We start from the raw sequence: 18,758 nt of genomic DNA on the forward strand, positions 1-18,758 counted from the left end.
GGGTCACCGGCATGCAGCTGACCTTCTCCCCGCACGCGCCGGGCCCGGGAGAACGTCCGGGTCACGGGCGTGCGGGAGGTGATCTCCGGCTGCTGGCCGGCGGGGGTGTCCGGCGTCGGTCCGCCGGACACCCTCAGGGCAACAGGGGTCCTGGTCCGGCCGGGGAGACCTCCACGGCCTCCGTCTTCGGGTTGCGGCGCTGGCGCTTGGCCATCCATGTGGCGAACCACGAGAGGAGCATGCACATCCCGATGTAGATGGGGGAGATGACCATCACGACCGGGATGAACGGCAGGTCGTAGTCGAGGTTGGAGGCGATGAGCTTCCCGGCGTGGAGGAACTCCTCGTAGGTGATCAGAAAGCCGAGCGAGGTGTCCTTCAGGGCCACCACGAGCTGGCTGATGATGGTCGGCATCATGGCGCGCACGGCCTGCGGTGCGAGTACGGAGGCCGTGACCTGGGTCTTGCGCATCCCCAGCGCGTACGCGGCCTCCCGTTGGCCCCGCTCCACGGAGTTGATCCCGGTGCGGAACACCTCGGCGAGCACCGAGCCGTTGTAGAGGGTCAGTCCGGCGACCAGGGCGGGCAGCGGCTGGACCTTCAGCGCCACGAAGATGAAGAAGATCATCACCAGTACGGGCATGGCGCGGAAGAACTCGACCAGCAGGGTGGAGAGCCACCGGACCGGCCGGTGCACGGAGAGCCGGCCGACCGCCAGTACGGCTCCGAGAGCCAGCGAGAGCACCGCCGCGTACGCGAAGGCCTTCAGGGTGTTGCCCAGTCCGCGCAGCAGCAGCTCCTGGATGCCCTTGTAGGTGAAGGGGTTCCACTTGGCGGCGGCGAACTGGCCCGTGTCGACCAGGAGGTAGACGACCCAGGCGAGGAGGGCGGCGACCAGGATCGTGGAGACGACGCCGTAGAGGAAGTGCCGTTTGCGGGCTTCGGGGCCCGGGATGTCGTAGAGCGCGGTGGCGGAGGGTGCGGCGTGGGTGGTCATCGGGCGACTCCCCAGCGCTTCTCCAGCACGTGGAAGAGCACGCTGATGGACAGGGTGATGATCAGGTAGCCGACGGCGATCCAGACGAAGGTCCAGATGATGCTGTATCCCAGCTCGTTGAGGGTCTTGTAGGTGCCGAGGAGTTCGGTGACGCTGAACGCTCCGGCGATGGCGGAGTTCTTGGCCAGCGCGATGAGGGTCGATCCGACCGGCGGGATCACCGAGCGGAACGCCTGGGGCAGTACGACGGTGTTCAGGGTCTGTCCGAAGGACATCCCGAGGCTGCGGGCGGCCTCGCCCTGGCCGGTGGGCACGGTGTTGATGCCGGAGCGCAGCACCTCGCAGATGAACGCCGAGGTGTAGCAGCCGAGCGCCAGCACCGCGAAGACCTGGAACGGCAGTACGAGGCCGAAGCGCGGCAGGCCGAGGAGGACGGCGAAGAACAGCAGGGTGAGCGGGGTGTTGCGCAGCACCGTCACCCAGACGGTGCCCAGCAGGCGGAGCGAGACGACCGGCGCGACCCGGAACGAGGCCATGACGAAGCCGAGTACGAGGGCCAGGACCGAGGCGTAGACGGTGAGTTCGAGGGTGCCGAGGAACCCCTTGCCGTAAAGGGAGAAGTTCTCTGTCAGTACGTCCATGGTGGTGGTCCCTCCCTCAGTTCGCCGGGTAGCGGTCGATGGGCGGCGGCGTCGGCGCGGGCACCCCGGAGAGCCCGAGCGTCGCTTCGAACGCCTTCTTCCAGTTGCCGTTCTTCTCGTTCTCCTCCAGTGCGTCGTTGATCGCGGACCGCAGGGCGTCGTCGCCGCGCGGCACGCCGATGCCGTAGGGCTCCTCGGAGAAGGGCTTGCCGACGACCTTCATCTCGTCCGGTGCCTTCGCGGCGAAGCCCAGCAGGATCGCGTCGTCGGTGGTGACGACGTCGACCTGGTAGGTCAGCAGGTTGTCGACGCAGATGGAGTACGTGTCGTAGGCGACCAGGTCCGCCTCGGGGAAGTCGGCGGCGATGCGCTGGTAGGGGGTGGATCCGGCGGCCGAGCAGACCGTCTTGCCGGCCAGGTCCTGCGGGCCGTGGATGTCGTTCTCGTCGGTGCGTACCAGCAGTCCCTGCCCGGCCATGTAGTAGGGGCCGGCGAAACCGACGAGCTTCTTACGCATGTCGTTGATGGTGTAGGTGCCGACGTAGTAGTCGATCTGGCCGTTCTGCAGGGCGGTTTCGCGGTTGGCCGAGGCGATGGTCTTGAACTGGATCTCCTTCGGACCGAAGCCGAGGCTGGCCGCGACCATGGTGGCGATCTCGATGTCGAATCCGGAGTAGATCCCGGTGGCGGGGTCCTTCTCGCCCAGGTAGGGCTGGTCCTCCTTGGCGCCGATCACCAGCCGGCCCCGCCGCTCGGCAGCCGTCCAGGTCTTCGATTCCGGGAGCCGGAAACCGGTGTTCACCGTGTAGTGGGGCAGTGCCCCGGCCTTGGGACCCTTGACCGGCGGGCTGCCCTCCTTCCCGCACCCGGCGGCGAGGGCGGTCAGCAGCAGGCCGACCAGCAGCGCGGTGATCTTCTTGGTACGCAACGCGGAGCCTCCCGTCAGTGCTTGAGGATCTTGGACAGGAAGTCCTTGGCGCGGTCGCTCTCCGGGGCGGTGAAGAACTCCTCCGGGGTGCGGTCCTCGACGATGCGGCCGTCCGCCATGAAGACCACACGGTTGGCGGCGGACCGGGCGAAGCCCATCTCGTGGGTGACCACGACCATGGTCATCCCGTCGCGTGCCAGCTGCCGCATGACCTCCAGCACCTCGTTGATCATCTCCGGGTCGAGCGCCGAGGTGGGCTCGTCGAAGAGGAGCGCCTTGGGGTCCATGGCCAGGGCGCGGGCGATGGCCACGCGCTGCTGCTGGCCGCCGGAGAGCTGGGCGGGGAACTTGTCGGCGTGCGCGGCGAGTCCCACGCGCTCCAGCAGCTCCCGGGAGCGGGCGTCGGCCTCCGGCTTCTTCCGCTTGCGGACCTTCGTCTGGGCGAGGGAGACGTTGGCCAGCACGGTCTTGTGCGCGAACAGGTTGAACGACTGGAAGACCATGCCGACTTCGGCCCTGAGCTGCGCCAGCCCCTTGCCCTCCTCGGGCAGCGGCTTGCCGTCGATCGCGATGTGGCCCGACTCGATCGTCTCCAGCCGGTTGATCGCGCGGCAGAGAGTGGACTTGCCGGAGCCGGAGGGGCCGATGACCACCACCACCTCCCCGCGGCCGACGGTGAGATTGATGTCCCGCAGAACGTGCAGTTCTCCGAAGTGCTTGTTGACGTCCCGCAGATCGATCAACGGATCGACGGCCATACGCTGCCCTGCCCATGTGTCGCTGTGTGTCGGCTCAGCGCAAACTATCCGTACGCCCAAGGCACTTCGACGGCGACACGCAAACAGGGCAAAAGGCTGTTTATCTAGACGGCGGCGTCAGCCGGCTCCGACGCCGGAGCGGTCGGCGCCGTCGTCACTCCTCGGCCGCCTCCGCGTAGACCTGCGAGAGTTCGGGGCTTCCGTAGACCGCCCAGTCCAGTCCGGCCCCGACGACGTCGATCTCCCGGCCGGAGGCCAGCCGTACGACGGGCTGTCCGCTCGGCCAGATGTCCCACCGGGCACCGGGCACGGTCCGCACCACCACGGTGCCGAGGTAGAGGCCGGCGTCGTTTCCCAGCCAGGGCACCTCTTCCGGATCGTCGCGCCAGTGGGGCGGCAACTGGTCGAGGGCGGTCAACGAGCCGGGCGAATCGTCGAGTTCGAGTCCACTGCTCCCTGCCCGGACACGGAGCAGCTCGCACTCGGCGAGGAGTTCGGCGAGACCGCCCGGGTCGTCCGCCGCGGTCTCGGCCAGGGTCGCCGTACGCGTATCGCCTTGCCGCTTGCGCCAGTTGTCCAAGAAAGGGATGTTCACCCGGCAAGGGTCCCACCTTCGTCCCGCCGCACGCCACAGGGCGCGCGACCGGGTGCGCGCCAGGCCGGAACCGGACGGCGGCGGAGCGGACCGTAGGCTGCCGGAATGAACGTACAGAACTATCTTTCCGAGCTCTTCTCCCTGGAAGGCAGGACCGCGGTCGTCACCGGCGGCAGCTCCGGCATCGGCCGGGCGATCACGGATGCGCTCGCCCGCGCGGGTGCGGCGGTCACCGTCGTGGCCCGCCGCGAGCCCGAACTGAAGACGACCGTCGACGAACTGACCGGGGCCGGCTGCCGCGCCGCCTGGGTCAGCGCCGATCTCGCCACCGCCGAGGGGGTCCGGCAGGCGGCCGACGCCGTGCTCGCGGGGTTCGGGGCGCCGGACATCCTGGTGAACTGTGCCGGCGTCAACCTGCGGCCGCCGATGGGCGAGCTGGGCGAGGAGGTCTGGGACACCACGATGGCGGTGAACCTCAAGGCGCCCTTCCTCCTGGGCGAGCGGTTCGGGCCGGGGATGGCGGAGCGCGGGTACGGGCGGATCATCCACATCACCTCGCAGCAGGCCCACCGCGCCTTCGTGAACAGCGGGGCGTACGGCGTCTCCAAGGGCGGCCTGGAAGCGCTGGCCCGGTCTCAGGCGGAGGCGTGGTCGCCGTACGGGGTCACCGCCAACACCCTGGTCCCCGGGTTCGTGATGACCCCGCTCAACGCCCGGCTCTCCTCGGACCCGGAGAAGGTGGCCGCACTGGCCGCCCGCACGATGGTGGGGCGCAACGGCCTGCCCGAGGACTTCGCCGCCGCGGCGGTCTTCCTGGCCGGCCCCGGATCGGCGTACGTCACCGGGCAGTCGCTCTTCGTGGACGGCGGGTTCTCCGTCCACTGACCGCGCGCGGGCCGGCCGTCGTGCCGCCCGCGGAGTTCCGCGTCCCGAGTCCGGCCGGGACCGGGCGCCGGGCGGGATCAGACGACCGGCGGCTTCCGGGCCGCCTCGGTGGCGGCGGCGACCAGCGCCCCGGCGGCGGCGGACGCCTCCTCCTTGTCCACCCCGAGGCCGGTGAGGAGCCCTTCGCCGCCCTCGTGTTCCAGAAGTGCCAGCAGGATGTGCTCGGTCCCGACGTGCTGGTGACCGAGCCGCAGGGCCTCGCGGAAGGTGAGTTCGAGGACCTTGCGGGAGCCGGCGTCGTACGGGATGAGCGCGGGCACCTCGTCGGCGGCGGGCGGCAGGGCCGCGAGGGCGGCGGTGCGCACCTGCGCCGGGGTGACGCCGCGGGCCGCGAGCACCTGGGCGCCGATGCCCTCGGGGTCGCCGACGAGACCGAGTACCAGGTGCGCGGGAAGGACCTCGGTGTTCCCGGCGGCATGGGCCTCGTTGTGGGCGGCGACCGCGACGTTGCGGGCCCGCGGGGTGAAGCGTGCGAACCCCTCGTCGGGGTTGAGCTCAACGGACTCGTCGGGCTTCTTCGGGACGAAGCGCTTCTGGGCGGCCTGGCGGGTCACCCCCATGCTCCTGCCGATGTCGGTCCAGGAGGCGCCGGAGCGGCGGGCTTGGTCCACGAAGTGACCGATGAGGTGGTCGGCGATGTCGCCGAGGTGGTCGGCGGCGACCACCGCGCCGGAGAGCTGGTCCAGAGCGTCGGAGTGGGACGTCTTGATGGCCTCGATGAGGTCGTCGAGGCGTACGGGAGGGGTGACGGATGCCGGTTGCGTCATGTGTCAACCATAAGTTGACACCTCCGCGGACGTCAACCTCTGGTTGTCAGCGGGGGCGTTCAGAGTTCGAGGTCCACCACCACCGGCGCGTGGTCGGAAGCGCCCTTGCCCTTGCGTGCCTCGCGGTCGACGTAGGCGTCCTTCACGGAGGCCGCGAACGGGGCGTTGCCGTAAGCGAGGTCGATCCGCATGCCCCTGTTCTTGGGGAAGCCGAGCTCGCGGTAGTCCCAGAAGGTGAACGGGTGGTCGTACTTGAGGGGGCGCGGCACGATGTCGCTCAGCCCTTCCGCGCGCAGTGCGGCGAGGGCGTCCCGCTCGGCGGGAGTGACGTGGGTGGCCCCCTCGAAGCGGTTCGGGTCCCACAGGTCCTCGTCGGTCGGCGCGACGTTGAAGTCGCCCAGCACGGCGAAGGGGCGGGCGGCCGACGCGTCCGCGGCGACCGCCGTCCGCAGCGCCTGGAGCCACCGCAGCTTGTAGGCGTAGTGCTCGTGCGTGACCTCACGGCCGTTGGGTACGTAGACCGACCAGAGCCGGACGGGTCCGCAGGTCGCGGCGATCGCCCGGGGCTCCACCACCCCGTCGTACGCGGGGCCGTCCGGCAGGCCGGTGACCACCTCGTCGAGGCCGACCCGGGAGATCAGCGCCACGCCGTTCCACCGGCCGGTGGCGTTGACCGCGGAGGCGTACCCCGCCTCCCGCAGTTCGTCGGTGGGGAACTGCTCGGCGGTGCATTTGGTCTCCTGGACGCACAGCACGTCGGTGCCGGTGCTCTCCAGCCAGGCCAGCAGCCTCGGCAGCCGGGCGGTGATCGAGTTGACGTTCCACGTGGCGATGCGCATGGGAACCAACCTAACCGCTGCCACCGACAGCCGGACGCTCAGAGCCCGGTGCGCTCCCCCGGGGCCATCCGGCCGTGGTCGCTGCCGCCCAGCGCTCCGATCTGGGAGTCGTAGATCGGCCGGGCGAGGTCGGTGAGCAGGGCGTCGTGGATGTCGATGGCGCGGCGCGGCCCGACCTCGCGGACGTAGTCGATGACCTCGGAGATCTTGCTCCACGGAGCCATCACCGGCAGCAGCAGGGTGTCGACCGGTTGCGCGGGGACGGTCAGCGCGTCGCCCGGGTGGAAGAGCGCAGCGTCGACGAGGAACCCGACGTTGGTGATGCGGGGGATGTCCGGGTGGATCACCGCGTGCAGCTCGCCGTGGACCTGGACGTCGAACCCGGCGGCGCGGAAGGTGTCACCGTGGCCGACGGTGTGCACCCGGCCGGGGAACGCCGGCGCCAGCTGCTCGGCGACGCTGCGCAGCGTCCAGATCTCCGCGGCCGGGTTGGCCTCCATCGCGGCGCGCAGCCGGGCCTCGTCGAAGTGGTCCGGGTGCTCGTGCGTCACCAGCAGGGCGTCGGCGCCGACGGCGTCACCCTCCCCGGAGAAGCCGCCCGGGTCGATCACGAGGGACTGCCCGTCCTTGTCCAGACGCACGCACGAGTGGCTGTTCTTGGTGAGGGTGAGGGTCGAGGGGTTCATGGTTCCATCCTGCTACGCGGACGGGTCGGTTTCCTCCCTGATCACCGACTGCGCGACGGCGAACGCGGCGCCGGCGGCGGGAATGCCGCAGTACACGGCGGTCTGGAGCAGCACTTCCTTGATCTCGGCGGGCGTGAGGCCGTTGCGCAGCGCCGCCCGGAGGTGCGCGGCGAGGCCCTCCAGCCGTCCGGACGCGATCAGCGCGGTGAGCGTGACGCAGCTGCGGGTACGGCGGTCGAGACCGTCACGGTTCCAGACCTCGCCCCACGCGTAACGGGTGACGAGGTCCTCGTACTCCTCGGTGAACGGGTCGGCGGCCGCTTCGGCCCGGTCCACGTGGGCGTCGCCGAGCACCTCCCGGCGGATCCTCGTCCCGAGCGTGCGGTGGTCCGCGCGCTCGCCGTCGTCCGCCCTCGGCGAGGGGACCGCCGGCGCGATCTCCGCGACGGGCGCGTACGGCGCGGAGATCTGCGGGACCGCGACGGCGGCGGGGGCTGCCGCGGGCACCGGAACGGCGCCGAGGGTGTCCTGCCAGGTGGTGGAGAAGTGGGTGAAGAGGAGATCCATCACGGCGGTCGGCTGCTCGACCGGGGCGAGGTGCGAGGCCCCCGGCACGAGGGCCAGGCGGGCGTCCGGGATCCCGGCGACCAGGGTGCGCGCCTCGGCGGGGCCGGTGACCCGGTCCTCGGCGCCCACCACGACGAGTGTGGGGACACCGATGCGGCCGAGCTCGGCGCGGATGTCGAAGGCGGCGAGCGCCTCGCACGCGGCGATGTAACACCCGGGGTCGGTGGTGCGCACCATCTGCACGGCCCACTCCACGATCGCGGCCTGCGCGCCCGCGAAACTGGGCGTGAACCAGCGCTCGGGTGCGCTGCGGGCGATGGGCTCCAGGCCGTTGGTACGGACGATCACCCCGCGCCCCCGGAACTCGTCCGGGGTGCCGAACCGGGGTGAGGTCGCCACCAGCGCCAACGACGCCACCCGGTGCGGGTGGCGCAGCGCGAGGTCGGCACCGACGGCGCCGCCGATGGAGCACCCCGCGTAGCCGAAGCGCTGGACGCCGAGCGAGTCGAGGGTGGCGATCAGCCGGTCCCCCAGGTCGGCGACGGAGACCGCGGGGCGGGCGGGGGCTCCGCCGTGGCCCGGCAGGTCGTACCGCAGCACCCGGTAGTGCTGGGAGAGGTCGGGTATCTGGCGGTCCCACATGTGCCACGTGGTACCCAGAGAAGGCCCGATCACCAGGACCGGAGCGTCTTCCGGCCCGTCGAAGCGGTATTGGAGGGTGTTCGATGATGTCTCGCTCACCCGCCTGACCCTCTCATCTCCCACCATCTTCCACAGAACCGGGTCGGCCCTACGGGCTGTGCCCCTTCGCCTGCGAGGGTGGCCCCAGCTCGGGCCCGCCCGCCGGACGCCCCGTGGAGTCCGCCCCACGTGACGGCGGCAGCGCGCAGGTCCTCCACGCCGGGCTTCACGTAGTACCGCTTGGTGGTGCTCACGTTACTCGGAGCTCGTGACACGATTGTGTCGATGTTGGCCGGTGGGGCGTGCCCGGTATGACGATGCGGCTGTTCGTGAGGGTGCGGGTACGCGACCGTGGATCGCGGACGATGAGGTGTGGGATCTGGTCGGGCCGCGTTGCTGCCGCCGTGGCCGGAGCGGTCTCCGAGGCCGGTGTCGGACCGGCTCTGCCTCCCGGGCATCCTGTTCGTGCTCCGCAACGACATAGCCCGGCAACTTCTGCCCCCGGGGCTCGGGTTCGGCTCGGGACAGATCTGCCGGCGCCGACTGGACCGGTGGCACAGGCCCGGCCGCGGGCCCGATCATGCCCCGACGCCCCATCAGGCAGTCACACACCCGACGACGTGACAACGCCCTCAGCCGGGTTCGGCGGCGGTGAGGACGAGGATGGCCTGGTCGTCGTCGATGCCGTGGTCGCCGGTAAAGGCGTGCACGGCCTCGGTGACGGCGTTGATCAGGTGCTGCGGGGTGGGCCTGTGCGGTGTGCCGGTCACGGCATCGGCGAGGCGTTGGTCGCCGAAGAGTTCGTCGTCGTGGCGGCGTGCTTCGGTGATGCCGTCGGTGTAGAGCATCAGGCTCTCGGCCGGGCGCAGGTGCAGGCTGCGGGGTTCGATGTGGATGTCGGGTCCGATGCCCAGCAGGATGCCGGGTGCGTCGACGGTGCGAACGGTGTGGTGGTTGTCCATGTGGAGCGGGAGGGTGTGGCCGGCGCGGACGAGATCGATGTCCAGGCCCGTGGAGGTGGGGGTGAGCTGTCCGTAGACAAGGGTGACGAATCCGGTGCCGTGTCCGGCGGGCCGATTGATCAGGGCTTGGTTGACCGCTTTGACGACGGCCTCGGGGCCCGGGACGAGGGGGGCGACGGCGCGGGCAGTGTGACGGACCAGGGCGGTGGTGGTGGCGGCGATGGCGCCACGCCCGCAGACGTCACCGAGCATGAACCCCCACCGGTCCCCCTCCAGGGGGAAGACGTCGTAGAAGTCTCCGCCGATGTCGAGTCCCTCACCGGCGGGGTGGTAGTAGGTGGCCACTTCCGCGCCGGGGACCCGGGGCACGTCGGGCAGGAGAAGCCCGGCCTGCAGGTCGCGGGCGAGAGCGGCGCGGTGGGTGTACTGGCGGGCGTTACGCGCAGCCAGGGCAGCACGGGCAACAAGCTCTTCGGCCAGGACGATGGTGTGCCCGTCGAAGATGTGGTCGCCGGTGTACAGCAGTGTCACGGTACCGAACGCGTTGCCGCGGTCGAGCAGAGGGATGCACAGGTAACCGGTGACGCCGAGGTCCTGCCAGGGGGCCGGGCCGGTGGGGGCGCGGCGTGCGACCTCGGTCACGCCGGAGGCCAGGACGCGGGTGATGGGGTCGTCGGTGTCGTAGGCGGGGGTGTGGGAGGCGAGCAGGTCCTGCTGCCTGCGGGTGGGGGCGTTGGTGGCCACGCGGTGCACCCGGCCGCCCTCGATGACGTCGACCGCGCACAGGGGTGCCAACCGCGGGACGCAGGCGTCGGCCAGGCGTCTGAGGGTGTGGTCGGCGTCGAGTTCGGCGCTCAGGGTGGTACTGGCATGCAGGAGGAAGGCCAGGTCGTCGCGGGCGGCCTTCTCACGGACCTCGGCCGCCCAGTACGCCTGTTCGGCCTGGTGGCGTTCGATGGCCAGGGCGGCGGTGTCGGCGAAGATCTGGGCGAGCGCGAGGTCGGCGTCCTGCGGCGAGCGCGGGACGCGGTGGTACATCGCGAAGGTGCCCAGCAGTGAGCCGTCGCTCGCCAGGATCGGAGTGGACCAGCAGGCGGCCAGGCCGGCCTTGTCGGCCAGGTCGCGGTAGTCGTCCCAGAAGGGGTCCGTGGCGATGTCGGAGACGGCCACCGGTCTACGGCGGTGTGCGGCGGTGCCGCAGGAACCCACGCCTTCGCCGGTGGCGATGCCGTCGATGGCCTGGTTGTAGAAGTCGGGCAGGCTCGGTGCGGCGCCGTGGCGCAGATGCCGGCCGTCGGCGTCGGCGAGCAGGACGGACACCAGCACTTCCTCGGGTGTCAGGTCCTGGATCGCGCGGGCCATGCCTTCGAGTACGTCGGAGAGGGGGGCCTGACGGGCGATCTGCTCCAGCAGTGCCCGGTGCTCGGCCGTCAGCCGCTGCGCGTGCTTGATCTGGGTGGTCTCTACCCCGATCATGCGCACGCCCATGACGTTGCCGCCGGCGTCCGTGCGGGGTTCGTAGGTGAAGTCGAAGTACGCCTCACGGGCTTTCGCGCCTTCGCCCAGTACGACGCGGGCGTCGCGGCCGGTGTAGGCCTCCGCCGTGCGGTAGACCCTGTCCAGCAGGGTGATGAAACCCTGTTCGACGAGCTCCGGCATCAGCTGTCCGAGCGGTACGCCGGTGCGGGTGCGTTCGAGCCCGCCTATCGCGGTGAAGAATGCCGGGTTCGCCGCCTCCAGCATGTGTGCCGGGCCCGCCATGGAGGCGAAGACCGCCATCGACTGCCCGAACAGTGCCCGCAGATCATGATCCGTGTCCGTGGCAGCGGCACGTACCGCGGGTTCCCGGGCGGGCGGGCAGGCCTGCTGGTCCGGTACGCCCGTCATCCGTCGTGTTCCCCACCGGTCCGTGCTCCGGGGTCGACGCCGGCCCCGGCGGTGCCGACAGCACCCCTGTGCGTGTCGAGGGCCTCCTCGGTGTCGGTATGCAGACAGAAGACCTGGTTCAGCCCGGTCAGCACGAACAGGCGGTCGAAGAAGGCGGGTATACCCGCCACGCACAGGACCCTGCCCTGCGCGGCCAGCTGGTGGTGCAGCTTCACCAGTGCGCTGATACCGGTGGAGTCGCAGTACGTGAGGTGGGAGCAGTCGATCACGACCGTCCCCGCTTCCCGTCCCGCGGCCAGTTCCGTGTCCTCAGCCTCGTACAGCTGCACCACGCTGTGGAAGTCGAGATCTCCGCGCAGAGCGAATACGACTGCCTGCGTGTCCCGCCTGACGTCTACCGCGAACACTCTCGGTTTCCTCCGCCCTAGGATTCTCAGTGATGCTCATGATAAAGAGCAGCTTTCACCGCGTGAAACGCGGGCTGGTCAGCTTCCGCCCTGCTCGGGTGATTTCACTGATCCAACCCCCGTCGAACAAGGTTGAACCGGGCGCAATCACTCAGTGAACGATGCAGCATGCCATGCGGATCTTCGGGTGTGCTCACCCGGACATGGCCGCCCCGCGTCTGCCCAGAGGTCCCGTGCGGCCTGCCAGAGCTGCTCCGGTACCCCGTGAGCGGGCGTTTCCCGTTTCCTCGCGCGGGAGCGGCTGTCACGGATGCGCCCTTCACCCCAGTGCCGTGGGGAGCCTGTCCCGCCTCGCCCAGGAACAACCATGTCGTGAGGCGAGGCAGGCTTCCACGTGAGGAGGATCCTCAGTGGTGCGTGGTGAGGTCGGTCAGTCCGGAGATGGTCAGGACCGGGGCCAGAAGCGGGCCTGCGATGAGTTCGAGGCGGTCGGCATGGGGAAACAGGACGCTCAGGCCTGCGCTGTCGAGGTACTCGACTTCGGTCAGGTCCAGCACGAGAGGGCCGGGTGCGCCGTCGAGCGCGGCTGCCAGGCTCCCCGTGTTGCTCATGTCGATCTCGCCGACCACGGTCAGCACGGCCGTTCCGTCCGGTCGCCGGCCGGGCGTCAGGGTCAGGGGCGTAGTCATCAGGCGATCCTCGTATGCATGTCGACGGTGGTCCCGGTCGGGCTTTGAGTGACAGTGACCTGCTGCATCAGGGCCCGCATCAGCCCCATGCCCCGGCCGCGGTGCGCGTTGCGCTCGGGCTGCGGCACTTTCCACCGCCCGGAGTCCGCAATGGTCAGGCGCAGGTTGACGACGGACGCCTCGGCACGGAAGTAGACGGTGTCGCCCGGAGCGTCACGGTGCCCGTGCTCGATGGCATTGGCGCAGGCTTCACCCGCCGCCACCAGGATGTTCTGCACGGTGCCCGACGGCAGGTCGCACTGGTCGAGCCAGCCGCGCAGGGCCCTGCGGACGGGAGCGAGCTGACCCGATTCCGCTGGGAAGGACATCTCCAGCGGGGCCGGGTGCCGGTAGAGCAGCAGGGCGACGTCGTCGTCATAGCCGCCGGCGGGCGCCAGGCGTGACATGACGTCGGTGGCGAGGTCGTCGATCGCGGTGTCCCGGCCGTCCTGGAGTGCCTCGCCCGCTTGGTCGATGCCCGCGCTGAGCGGGCGGCGGCGACGTTCGACGAGTCCGTCGGTGTACAGCAGCAGGGTCGAGCGAGCCGAGATGGTACAGCTTTCCTCGGGACGCGGGTTGCCGGGACGGACAGCCAGCGGCAGCGAACGCCCGCCCTCCAGGAGCTGGATGGAACCGTCGGGCTGGACGAGTATGCCGGGCGGGTGTCCGGCGCTCGAGTAGGTGAGCTGACCGGTTTCGGTGTCGAGGACCCCGCAGAAGACAGTGGTGCACACCGCGCCGGGGACGCCGGCGGCGAACTGGTCCAGGGCCATGAGCGCCTGGGCCGGGCCGACGTCCTGGAGCAGCAGCGCGCGACAGGCGCTGCGCAACTGGCCCATGACGCTGGCGGCTTCCAGGCCGCGGCCGACGCAGTCGCCGACGACGATGCCGATGCGGCCGTCGGGCAGGGCGATGGTGTCGTACCAGTCGCCGCCGACCTCCAGGGGCCGGGTGGCCGGCTCGTAGCGGACGGCGAAGCCGTCGGGCAGACGGGAGGGGCCGAGAATGGCGCGCTGCAGGGCGATGGCGGTCTCGCGCTGCTGGTCGATCTGGTGCGCGCGGACCAGGCCCTGTGCGATGTGGCCGGCCAGGAGGGACAGCAGGAGCTGGTCCTCGCCGGTGAAGGGGCGCTGCTCACCCAGGTCGACCCACACCACCAGGAGGCCTTCCGGGTGTTCCAGGACGACGGTGGCCTCGCCCTGGCCCGGAACGGCGCTGAGCGCCGGCTGTTCACGCAGGCCGGAGAGCATCTGACGGCGTTCGGCGGGCAGTTCCTGCCAGGTGAGGGAGGCGTCGGTGCAAGTGAGTGCGGGCTCGTCACCGGCGCCGAAGACCACGGCCGTCACCTGCCGGGCACGCCACAGTTTCTTCAGTTCCTCGAGGGAGCCGTCCAGGGCGTCGGGCAGGCTGGGAGCCTGGGACAGGCGTGTGCTCAGGGCGGCCAGCGCGGTTTCACGCTGGATGGCGAAGTGCTCGGCGCTCACGTCACGGAAGGTTCCGACGATCACGGTGCGGTCGGTATCGGGGTCCTGGACCTGGTTGAACGTGGCCGTCACCCACAGGCGGTGCCCGTCGCGGTGGGTGACGGGGATGGTGTAGCTGCCACGCTCCTGGCCGGTCAGTGTCGCGAAGGCCTCGGCGACCTGGCGGTGGGCTTCGGGGTCGGTGGCCTCGTCCGGCCACCAGGGGTGGATCGGCTGGTAGGGCAGGTCTTCGGGGCCGTAACCGAGGATGGTGGTGAAGGAGGTGTTGATCTCGATGACCGCGCCGTCCTCGTCGCAGACGAAGAAGGCTTCCTGGAGCGAGTCGACCAGGGCGGTGCGCCAACGGGCGTGGTGGTTGCGCAGCCGGGCCAGCTTCACGTTGGCCTCGACACGGGCGAGGAGTTCGGCTGCGGCGAACGGCTTGACGAGGTAGTCGTCGGCGCCTGCCCGCAGGCCCTCGATGGACGCCTCCTGTCCGGCGCGGGCGGACAGCAGGATCACCGGTACCGAAGCGGTGCTCTGGTCGGCTCGCAACGCGCTGACCAGGGCCAGTCCGTTCAGGCGGGGCATCATGACGTCACTGACCACGAGGTCGGGAACGTCGGTCCGGATGGTGTCGAGGGCCTGCTGCCCGTCGCTGACCGCGTGGACCTGGTAGCCGGCGCCGCGCAGGAGCCGGGTCAGGTACTCCCGCATGTCGGCGTTGTCGTCGGCGATCAGCACCCGCGCCGGAGCCGGCAGGCGGTTCGCCTGTGCCTCGTCGTCGGCCCGAGAGACGCTGCGCGGTTCGTCGGCCGCCATGCCGGTCTCCTCGCCCGGCAGCCAGCGCAGGGCTTCCTGGACGAAGGGGTCGGCGGTGGCGGGTGACGCCTCGGTGGCCGTCCCCGTGCGGATGGCGTCGGCGGGCAGGTGGGCGGAGCCGAAGGGCAGCCGGATGGTGAAGCGGGTGCCTTCCCCCGCGGTGGAGGAGGCGGTGATGGTGCCGCCGTGCAGGCCGACCAGTTCCTTCACCAGGGCCAGGCCGATACCGCTGCCCTCGTTGGAGCGGGACCGGGCGTTCTCGATGCGGTGGAACCGTTCGAACAGGCGCGGCATCTCCTCGGCCGCCACGCCGATCCCGGTGTCCGCGACCGTCACCACGGCCTCACCGTCCTGGACGCCCACACTTATGCGGATCGAGCCGTCGAAGGTGAACTTCAGGGCGTTGCTGAGCAGGTTGAGGACCACCTTCTCCCACATGTTGCGGTCCACATACACCGCCTCGGGCAGCGGTTCGCACTCCACGTGGAAGTCCAGACCGGCGTGTTCGACGGCGGAGCGGAACACACTCGCCAGCGCACCGGTCACCGTGGCCAGGTCTACCGGTTCGTAGCTCGCCCGCATCCGGCCCGCCTCGATACGGGAGAAGTCCAGGAGCATGTTGACCAGCTTGCCCAGTCGCAGCCCGTTGCGGTGGACGGCCTCCAGTTCCTCGCGCAGGCTCGGCTCCGCATCGGCGAGCTGCTGCCGCAGTTCCTGGACCGGCCCCATGATCAGGGTCAGCGGGGTGCGGAACTCGTGGCTGATGTTGGAGAAGAACGTCGTCTTGGCCCGGTCCAGTTCCGCGAGCTCCTCGGCGCGGCGCTGCTGCGCCTGGTAGCTGCGGGCGCTGGCGACGCCGGTGGCCACGTGACCGGCGACCAGCTCGACGAAGCCGCGGTAGCCCTCGTCCAGGTCGCGGTAGCGATTCAGGCCCGCCACCAAGAACCCGTACGGGGTTCCGCCCTGCTGGAGCAGGGGGACGACAAGTGCCTGGGTGGGCGTCTCTTCCCAAGCCCCGGAGGACAGGCCGGTGAACGGCTCGCCGTCGAGGGGCACCAGCACGGCTTCGCCGCGGACCAGGGCATCGGTCGACCAGGGAGAGGTGGAGCCCGCGGGAATGATCTCCGCTGCCGCCGGATGAGTGGACACGAGGCCGGTGGCCGAGGCGAGACGAGCGTTGCCGTCGTCCTGGAAGAGGTAGGTCAGGGTGAAGGGGAGGTCGTACGGGTTGCGTTTGAGCTGCTCGGCGGCGAAGTCGAGCATCTCCTGCTCGGTACGCACCACACTGGGATCGGAGCCCAGGTCGCGCAGAGTCGCCATCCGGCGCTCGCCGATGACCCGCTCCGTGTCCTCGCTGACCACACACAGCATGCCCACCACGACGCCGTCGTCATCGCGCAGGGGACTGTAGGAGAAGGTGTGGTAGCTCTCCTCAAGGTAACCGGAGCGCTGCAGGAACAGCAGCAGACCTTCGTCCCAGGTCGCCTCGCCACTGGCCAGAACGGTGTCGATGCGCGGACCGATGTCGCCCCAGATCTCCGACCAGACCACGCTGGAGGGCCGGCCCAGCGCCCAGGGGTACTTCTGCCCCAGCGTGTCGCGCCGGTACGCCTCGTTGCAGAAGAACGTCAGCTCCGGCCCCCAGGCCATCCACATGGCGAACTTCGACGACAGCAGGATGCTCACGGCGGTCCGCAAACTCTGCGGCCAGTCCTGCGGCTCTCCCAGCGGCGTCGCCGACCAGTCCACCCGGGCCAGCTCCTGCCCGATCTTCCTGTCCGCGGTGAACACCTCGTCCATGGCCGCTGACGGGATGGTGAGCCCACCGTCCTCCGAGCGCGTCACAGCAGACACCCTTCCCCTTGCCTCAGCCTCTTGTGTACGAAGCACCGCCCGAGACCGCTCCATGGCATCGCCGAACAGCGAACAACCCGGACCCGGTACCCCGCAGGAACCGTCGGGGGCGTGCACACACCCGAAGACCCACCGGCGCACTCAACAGGATAGGACAGCCGCTTCCAGGGCTGTGGTCCGAGAGCCCGCACCGTGACGGGGGGTGGTGATCACCGGGACCCTGCCACCATGACGCTCCTGACAACCGGGCCGGCACCCGCAGGAGACCTGAGCACGGGAAGCCCCGTCGGGGCAAGGGATCCCTTGCTCCGACGGGGCTTCCCCGGCCGGGCGGCGACTCAACGGCAGTCGGCCGGGGCCGGTGCCATGTGCGTCGCTCCTCGGCTCAGCCGAAACTCACGTCGCTGCACCACATGTAGGCCTGGTCGAGGTGCGAGGCCTGCCAGATCACGAACACGACGTGGTGTCCGGTGTAGCCGGAGGTCTGGACGGGGAACGTGATGTCGTTCGCCGGCGCGTAGCGGCCGGTCTGCGTGATGAAGTCGAGGTTGCCCCAGCCCAGGGTCTGGGTCTTGGGGTCGAAGCCCTGCTTGCTCACGTAGACCTTGAAGTAGTCGGCCCCGTGGGACGCCTGGTCGTACAGGTGCACCGAGAAGTTGTTGCCGACCGTGGTGGTCTTCCACGCCCCCGGCTTGTTGAGGCTGGCGTTCCGGGACAGGTTGTTGCTGCAGAGCGTCCCGTCGGGGGTCTTCGCCTGGAACTGGCCACCGAGGCCGTCACGCAGAGCGCTCATCCAGTTCCACATGGTGTCGCTGTTGGCCTGCCAGGCCTGCCAGCACATGGGGTCCTGCGTCTGCATGGCCGGGTCCGTGTGGTGGCTGCCCCACGTCTGCCAGCACTGGTACGCACGGGAGGCAGGGCCCACGATCGTGCCGTGGGCCTGGGCGGGTGTCGACCAGGCCAGCGCGCCGACGACGACGGCGAACAGCATGACGACTGTCTGAAGGGGTCGGCGGAGGTAGGGCCTCGTACGCCCGGTCAACGGAATCCTGTGTTGCATGTGGGGGGAACTCCTTCCAGTGGCAAAGCTGCTATGGGAGCGCTCCCAACGTTACGACTCTCACATCAAGTGTCAATAAAACAAACCAAGTTGGTTAACACCTGGGCAGTGAGCAGCGAATGGGCCGCAGGCCGGAAAGCGACCTTTCGCTTCCGTGTCGGGAGGGAGGTCGACCGCCCATTGCTTCGTGTCGGTCAGCGCTCTTGCGGATCCGGACCGGCGGGGGAGACTGCCTTCAGTACCCGGTCCGCTCCGTTCCCGGCAGCACCACGCCGCACCGGTCCGAGGGGTCCCGGGCAGACCGGTCAGCCGTCACCCTGAAATGAGTTGTCATGAGCCGGAACCGAGCCGTCGTCAGCGCCATCGCCATGACCCTGTTATCCGCCGGTCTCGCCGTCGGACCTGCGGCCTCAGCCTCCGCTGCCCATGCCTCCCCCACCGAGGCGAAGGCGCGCGTGGGGGCCGACTGGGAGACGCAGTCGATCCTCTTCACCGCCGCTGTGGGGCAGACCAACGACCTCGACATCTATCCGATGTACACCAGCGACGGGATCCGCCGGATCGGCTTGAGGGACGTGGTCCCGCTGGAACCGGGTGAGCACTGTGCGTTCTCCAGCGCCGAGGACACCACCGCCGTCGTCTGCGAACTGCCCGCCGACAGCGCACGGCCCGACAGGATCGATGTCTTCCTCGGTGACGGCGACGACACGATCGCCGCCTTCGCGCCCGGCATGAACACCGTCAGCGGCGGCGCGGGGGACGACGAACTGCACGCCCACACCGCCCGCACGGTGCTGGGCGACGCGGGGGACGACATGGTCATGGGTCCCGCGACCCTGTACGGCGGCGACGGCGTGGACCATCTGATGGGCGACAGCGAGAACCAGCGGATGTGGGGCGGGCGGGGCGACGACATGATCGAGGGTTACGGCGGGGACGACATCGTGTACGCAGGCCCCGGCGACGACCAAGTGATGGGCGGAGACGGCCGGGACATCCTCCTCGGCGGCTCCGACGACGACATGGTGCACGGCGAAGGCGGTGACGACGTGGTCTGTGGTGGCGCCGGGAAGGACGTCCTCGACGGTGGCGACGGCCGCGACGTCGTCCTCCCCTGAGCGCCGCTCCCGTCCCGAAGGCCCGACGGCCCGCAGGCATCGACATGGCCGAG

The 18,758-nt window shown here is 70.0% G+C and carries 17 protein-coding genes; 3 read left to right on the top strand and 14 right to left on the bottom strand.

From position 1 onward, the window contains the following. Nucleotides 1-133 precede the first annotated feature (133 nt). The 5 genes from PZB77_RS04425 to PZB77_RS04445 all read right to left on the bottom strand — a co-directional run bounded on the left by PZB77_RS04425 (nucleotide 134) and on the right by PZB77_RS04445 (nucleotide 3,919). Nucleotides 134-997 (bottom strand): amino acid ABC transporter permease, encoded by an 864-nt coding sequence (locus tag PZB77_RS04425; protein WP_275491210.1) that lies wholly within the window; start codon nucleotides 995-997, stop codon nucleotides 134-136. Next, nucleotides 994-1,638 (bottom strand): amino acid ABC transporter permease, encoded by a 645-nt coding sequence (locus PZB77_RS04430; RefSeq protein WP_275491211.1) that lies wholly within the window; start codon nucleotides 1,636-1,638, stop codon nucleotides 994-996. The genes PZB77_RS04425 and PZB77_RS04430 overlap by 4 nt, the downstream gene beginning before the upstream one ends. A gap of 16 nt (nucleotides 1,639-1,654) precedes the next feature. Beyond that, on the bottom strand, nucleotides 1,655-2,566 hold the full coding sequence (locus PZB77_RS04435; RefSeq protein ID WP_275491212.1) for a glutamate ABC transporter substrate-binding protein: 912 nt from the start codon (nucleotides 2,564-2,566) through the stop codon (nucleotides 1,655-1,657). A gap of 14 nt (nucleotides 2,567-2,580) precedes the next feature. After that, nucleotides 2,581-3,324 carry an amino acid ABC transporter ATP-binding protein gene (locus PZB77_RS04440; protein ID WP_275491213.1) on the bottom strand — a complete coding sequence of 248 codons (744 nt, stop codon included), beginning with the start codon at nucleotides 3,322-3,324 and terminating at the stop codon, nucleotides 2,581-2,583. A 154-nt stretch (nucleotides 3,325-3,478) separates the two neighbouring features. Continuing rightward, on the bottom strand, nucleotides 3,479-3,919 hold the full coding sequence (locus PZB77_RS04445; RefSeq protein ID WP_275491214.1) for a DUF6278 family protein: 441 nt from the start codon (nucleotides 3,917-3,919) through the stop codon (nucleotides 3,479-3,481). A gap of 105 nt (nucleotides 3,920-4,024) precedes the next feature. Here PZB77_RS04445 and PZB77_RS04450 point away from each other — a divergent pair, with 105 nt between their 5' ends. After that, on the top strand, nucleotides 4,025-4,804 hold the full coding sequence (locus tag PZB77_RS04450) for an SDR family oxidoreductase (RefSeq protein WP_275491215.1): 780 nt from the start codon (nucleotides 4,025-4,027) through the stop codon (nucleotides 4,802-4,804). A gap of 77 nt (nucleotides 4,805-4,881) precedes the next feature. Here PZB77_RS04450 and PZB77_RS04455 read toward each other — a convergent pair whose 3' ends face one another. From PZB77_RS04455 to PZB77_RS04470, 4 genes are read right to left on the bottom strand one after another with little or no spacing between them, the layout of a single operon-like run. Further along, entirely contained in the window at nucleotides 4,882-5,631 is a 750-nt protein-coding gene (locus PZB77_RS04455) for a Clp protease N-terminal domain-containing protein (RefSeq protein ID WP_275491216.1), read from the bottom strand. A gap of 59 nt (nucleotides 5,632-5,690) precedes the next feature. Then, entirely contained in the window at nucleotides 5,691-6,470 is a 780-nt protein-coding gene (locus PZB77_RS04460; RefSeq protein WP_275491217.1) for an exodeoxyribonuclease III, read from the bottom strand. A 38-nt stretch (nucleotides 6,471-6,508) separates the two neighbouring features. Continuing rightward, entirely contained in the window at nucleotides 6,509-7,156 is a 648-nt protein-coding gene (locus tag PZB77_RS04465; protein WP_275491218.1) for an MBL fold metallo-hydrolase, read from the bottom strand. A 12-nt stretch (nucleotides 7,157-7,168) separates the two neighbouring features. Beyond that, complete coding sequence (locus tag PZB77_RS04470) at nucleotides 7,169-8,464, bottom strand: alpha/beta fold hydrolase (RefSeq protein ID WP_275491219.1); 1,296 nt, start codon at nucleotides 8,462-8,464, stop codon at nucleotides 7,169-7,171. A gap of 312 nt (nucleotides 8,465-8,776) precedes the next feature. Here PZB77_RS04470 and PZB77_RS04475 point away from each other — a divergent pair, with 312 nt between their 5' ends. After that, nucleotides 8,777-9,028, top strand: a complete 252-nt coding sequence (locus PZB77_RS04475; RefSeq protein WP_275491220.1) for a transposase — start codon at nucleotides 8,777-8,779, stop codon at nucleotides 9,026-9,028. 8 nt (nucleotides 9,029-9,036) lie between these two features. On the opposite strand, the gene PZB77_RS04480 is transcribed toward PZB77_RS04475, so the two are convergent. The 5 genes from PZB77_RS04480 to PZB77_RS04500 form a co-directional block, all read right to left on the bottom strand. Next, complete coding sequence (locus PZB77_RS04480; protein ID WP_275491221.1) at nucleotides 9,037-11,253, bottom strand: GAF domain-containing SpoIIE family protein phosphatase; 2,217 nt, start codon at nucleotides 11,251-11,253, stop codon at nucleotides 9,037-9,039. Continuing rightward, complete coding sequence (locus PZB77_RS04485; protein ID WP_275491222.1) at nucleotides 11,250-11,660, bottom strand: STAS domain-containing protein; 411 nt, start codon at nucleotides 11,658-11,660, stop codon at nucleotides 11,250-11,252. The genes PZB77_RS04480 and PZB77_RS04485 overlap by 4 nt, the downstream gene beginning before the upstream one ends. A 407-nt stretch (nucleotides 11,661-12,067) precedes the next feature. Further along, the gene (locus PZB77_RS04490) at nucleotides 12,068-12,349 is read right to left on the bottom strand and encodes an STAS domain-containing protein (RefSeq protein WP_275491223.1); all 282 of its coding nucleotides are present in this window, start codon (nucleotides 12,347-12,349) and stop codon (nucleotides 12,068-12,070) included. Further along, nucleotides 12,349-16,473: a SpoIIE family protein phosphatase gene (locus tag PZB77_RS04495; RefSeq protein WP_275495911.1), complete on the bottom strand. Its 4,125-nt coding sequence runs from the start codon at nucleotides 16,471-16,473 to the stop codon at nucleotides 12,349-12,351. The genes PZB77_RS04490 and PZB77_RS04495 overlap by 1 nt, the downstream gene beginning before the upstream one ends. A 439-nt stretch (nucleotides 16,474-16,912) precedes the next feature. After that, nucleotides 16,913-17,518 (bottom strand): lytic polysaccharide monooxygenase, encoded by a 606-nt coding sequence (locus tag PZB77_RS04500; protein ID WP_275491224.1) that lies wholly within the window; start codon nucleotides 17,516-17,518, stop codon nucleotides 16,913-16,915. A gap of 401 nt (nucleotides 17,519-17,919) precedes the next feature. Between PZB77_RS04500 and PZB77_RS04505 the strand changes: the two genes are divergently transcribed. Continuing rightward, nucleotides 17,920-18,705: a calcium-binding protein gene (locus PZB77_RS04505; RefSeq protein ID WP_275491225.1), complete on the top strand. Its 786-nt coding sequence runs from the start codon at nucleotides 17,920-17,922 to the stop codon at nucleotides 18,703-18,705. Nucleotides 18,706-18,758: the final 53 nt, after the last annotated feature.

This window comes from Streptomyces sp. AM 2-1-1, from assembly GCF_029167645.1.
GTDB lineage: Bacteria > Actinomycetota > Actinomycetes > Streptomycetales > Streptomycetaceae > Streptomyces.

Coding starts and splice junctions, on each gene's coding strand:
- PZB77_RS04495 (WP_275495911.1), bottom strand. CDS start 16,473: ATGGACGAGGTGTTCACCGCGGACAGGAAGATCGGGCAGGAGCTGGCC.
- PZB77_RS04505 (WP_275491225.1), top strand. CDS start 17,920: ATGAGCCGGAACCGAGCCGTCGTCAGCGCCATCGCCATGACCCTGTTA.
- PZB77_RS04425 (WP_275491210.1), bottom strand. CDS start 997: ATGACCACCCACGCCGCACCCTCCGCCACCGCGCTCTACGACATCCCG.
- PZB77_RS04500 (WP_275491224.1), bottom strand. CDS start 17,518: ATGCTGTTCGCCGTCGTCGTCGGCGCGCTGGCCTGGTCGACACCCGCC.
- PZB77_RS04480 (WP_275491221.1), bottom strand. CDS start 11,253: ATGACGGGCGTACCGGACCAGCAGGCCTGCCCGCCCGCCCGGGAACCC.
- PZB77_RS04440 (WP_275491213.1), bottom strand. CDS start 3,324: ATGGCCGTCGATCCGTTGATCGATCTGCGGGACGTCAACAAGCACTTC.
- PZB77_RS04460 (WP_275491217.1), bottom strand. CDS start 6,470: ATGCGCATCGCCACGTGGAACGTCAACTCGATCACCGCCCGGCTGCCG.
- PZB77_RS04490 (WP_275491223.1), bottom strand. CDS start 12,349: ATGACTACGCCCCTGACCCTGACGCCCGGCCGGCGACCGGACGGAACG.
- PZB77_RS04465 (WP_275491218.1), bottom strand. CDS start 7,156: ATGAACCCCTCGACCCTCACCCTCACCAAGAACAGCCACTCGTGCGTG.
- PZB77_RS04450 (WP_275491215.1), top strand. CDS start 4,025: ATGAACGTACAGAACTATCTTTCCGAGCTCTTCTCCCTGGAAGGCAGG.
- PZB77_RS04430 (WP_275491211.1), bottom strand. CDS start 1,638: ATGGACGTACTGACAGAGAACTTCTCCCTTTACGGCAAGGGGTTCCTC.
- PZB77_RS04455 (WP_275491216.1), bottom strand. CDS start 5,631: ATGACGCAACCGGCATCCGTCACCCCTCCCGTACGCCTCGACGACCTC.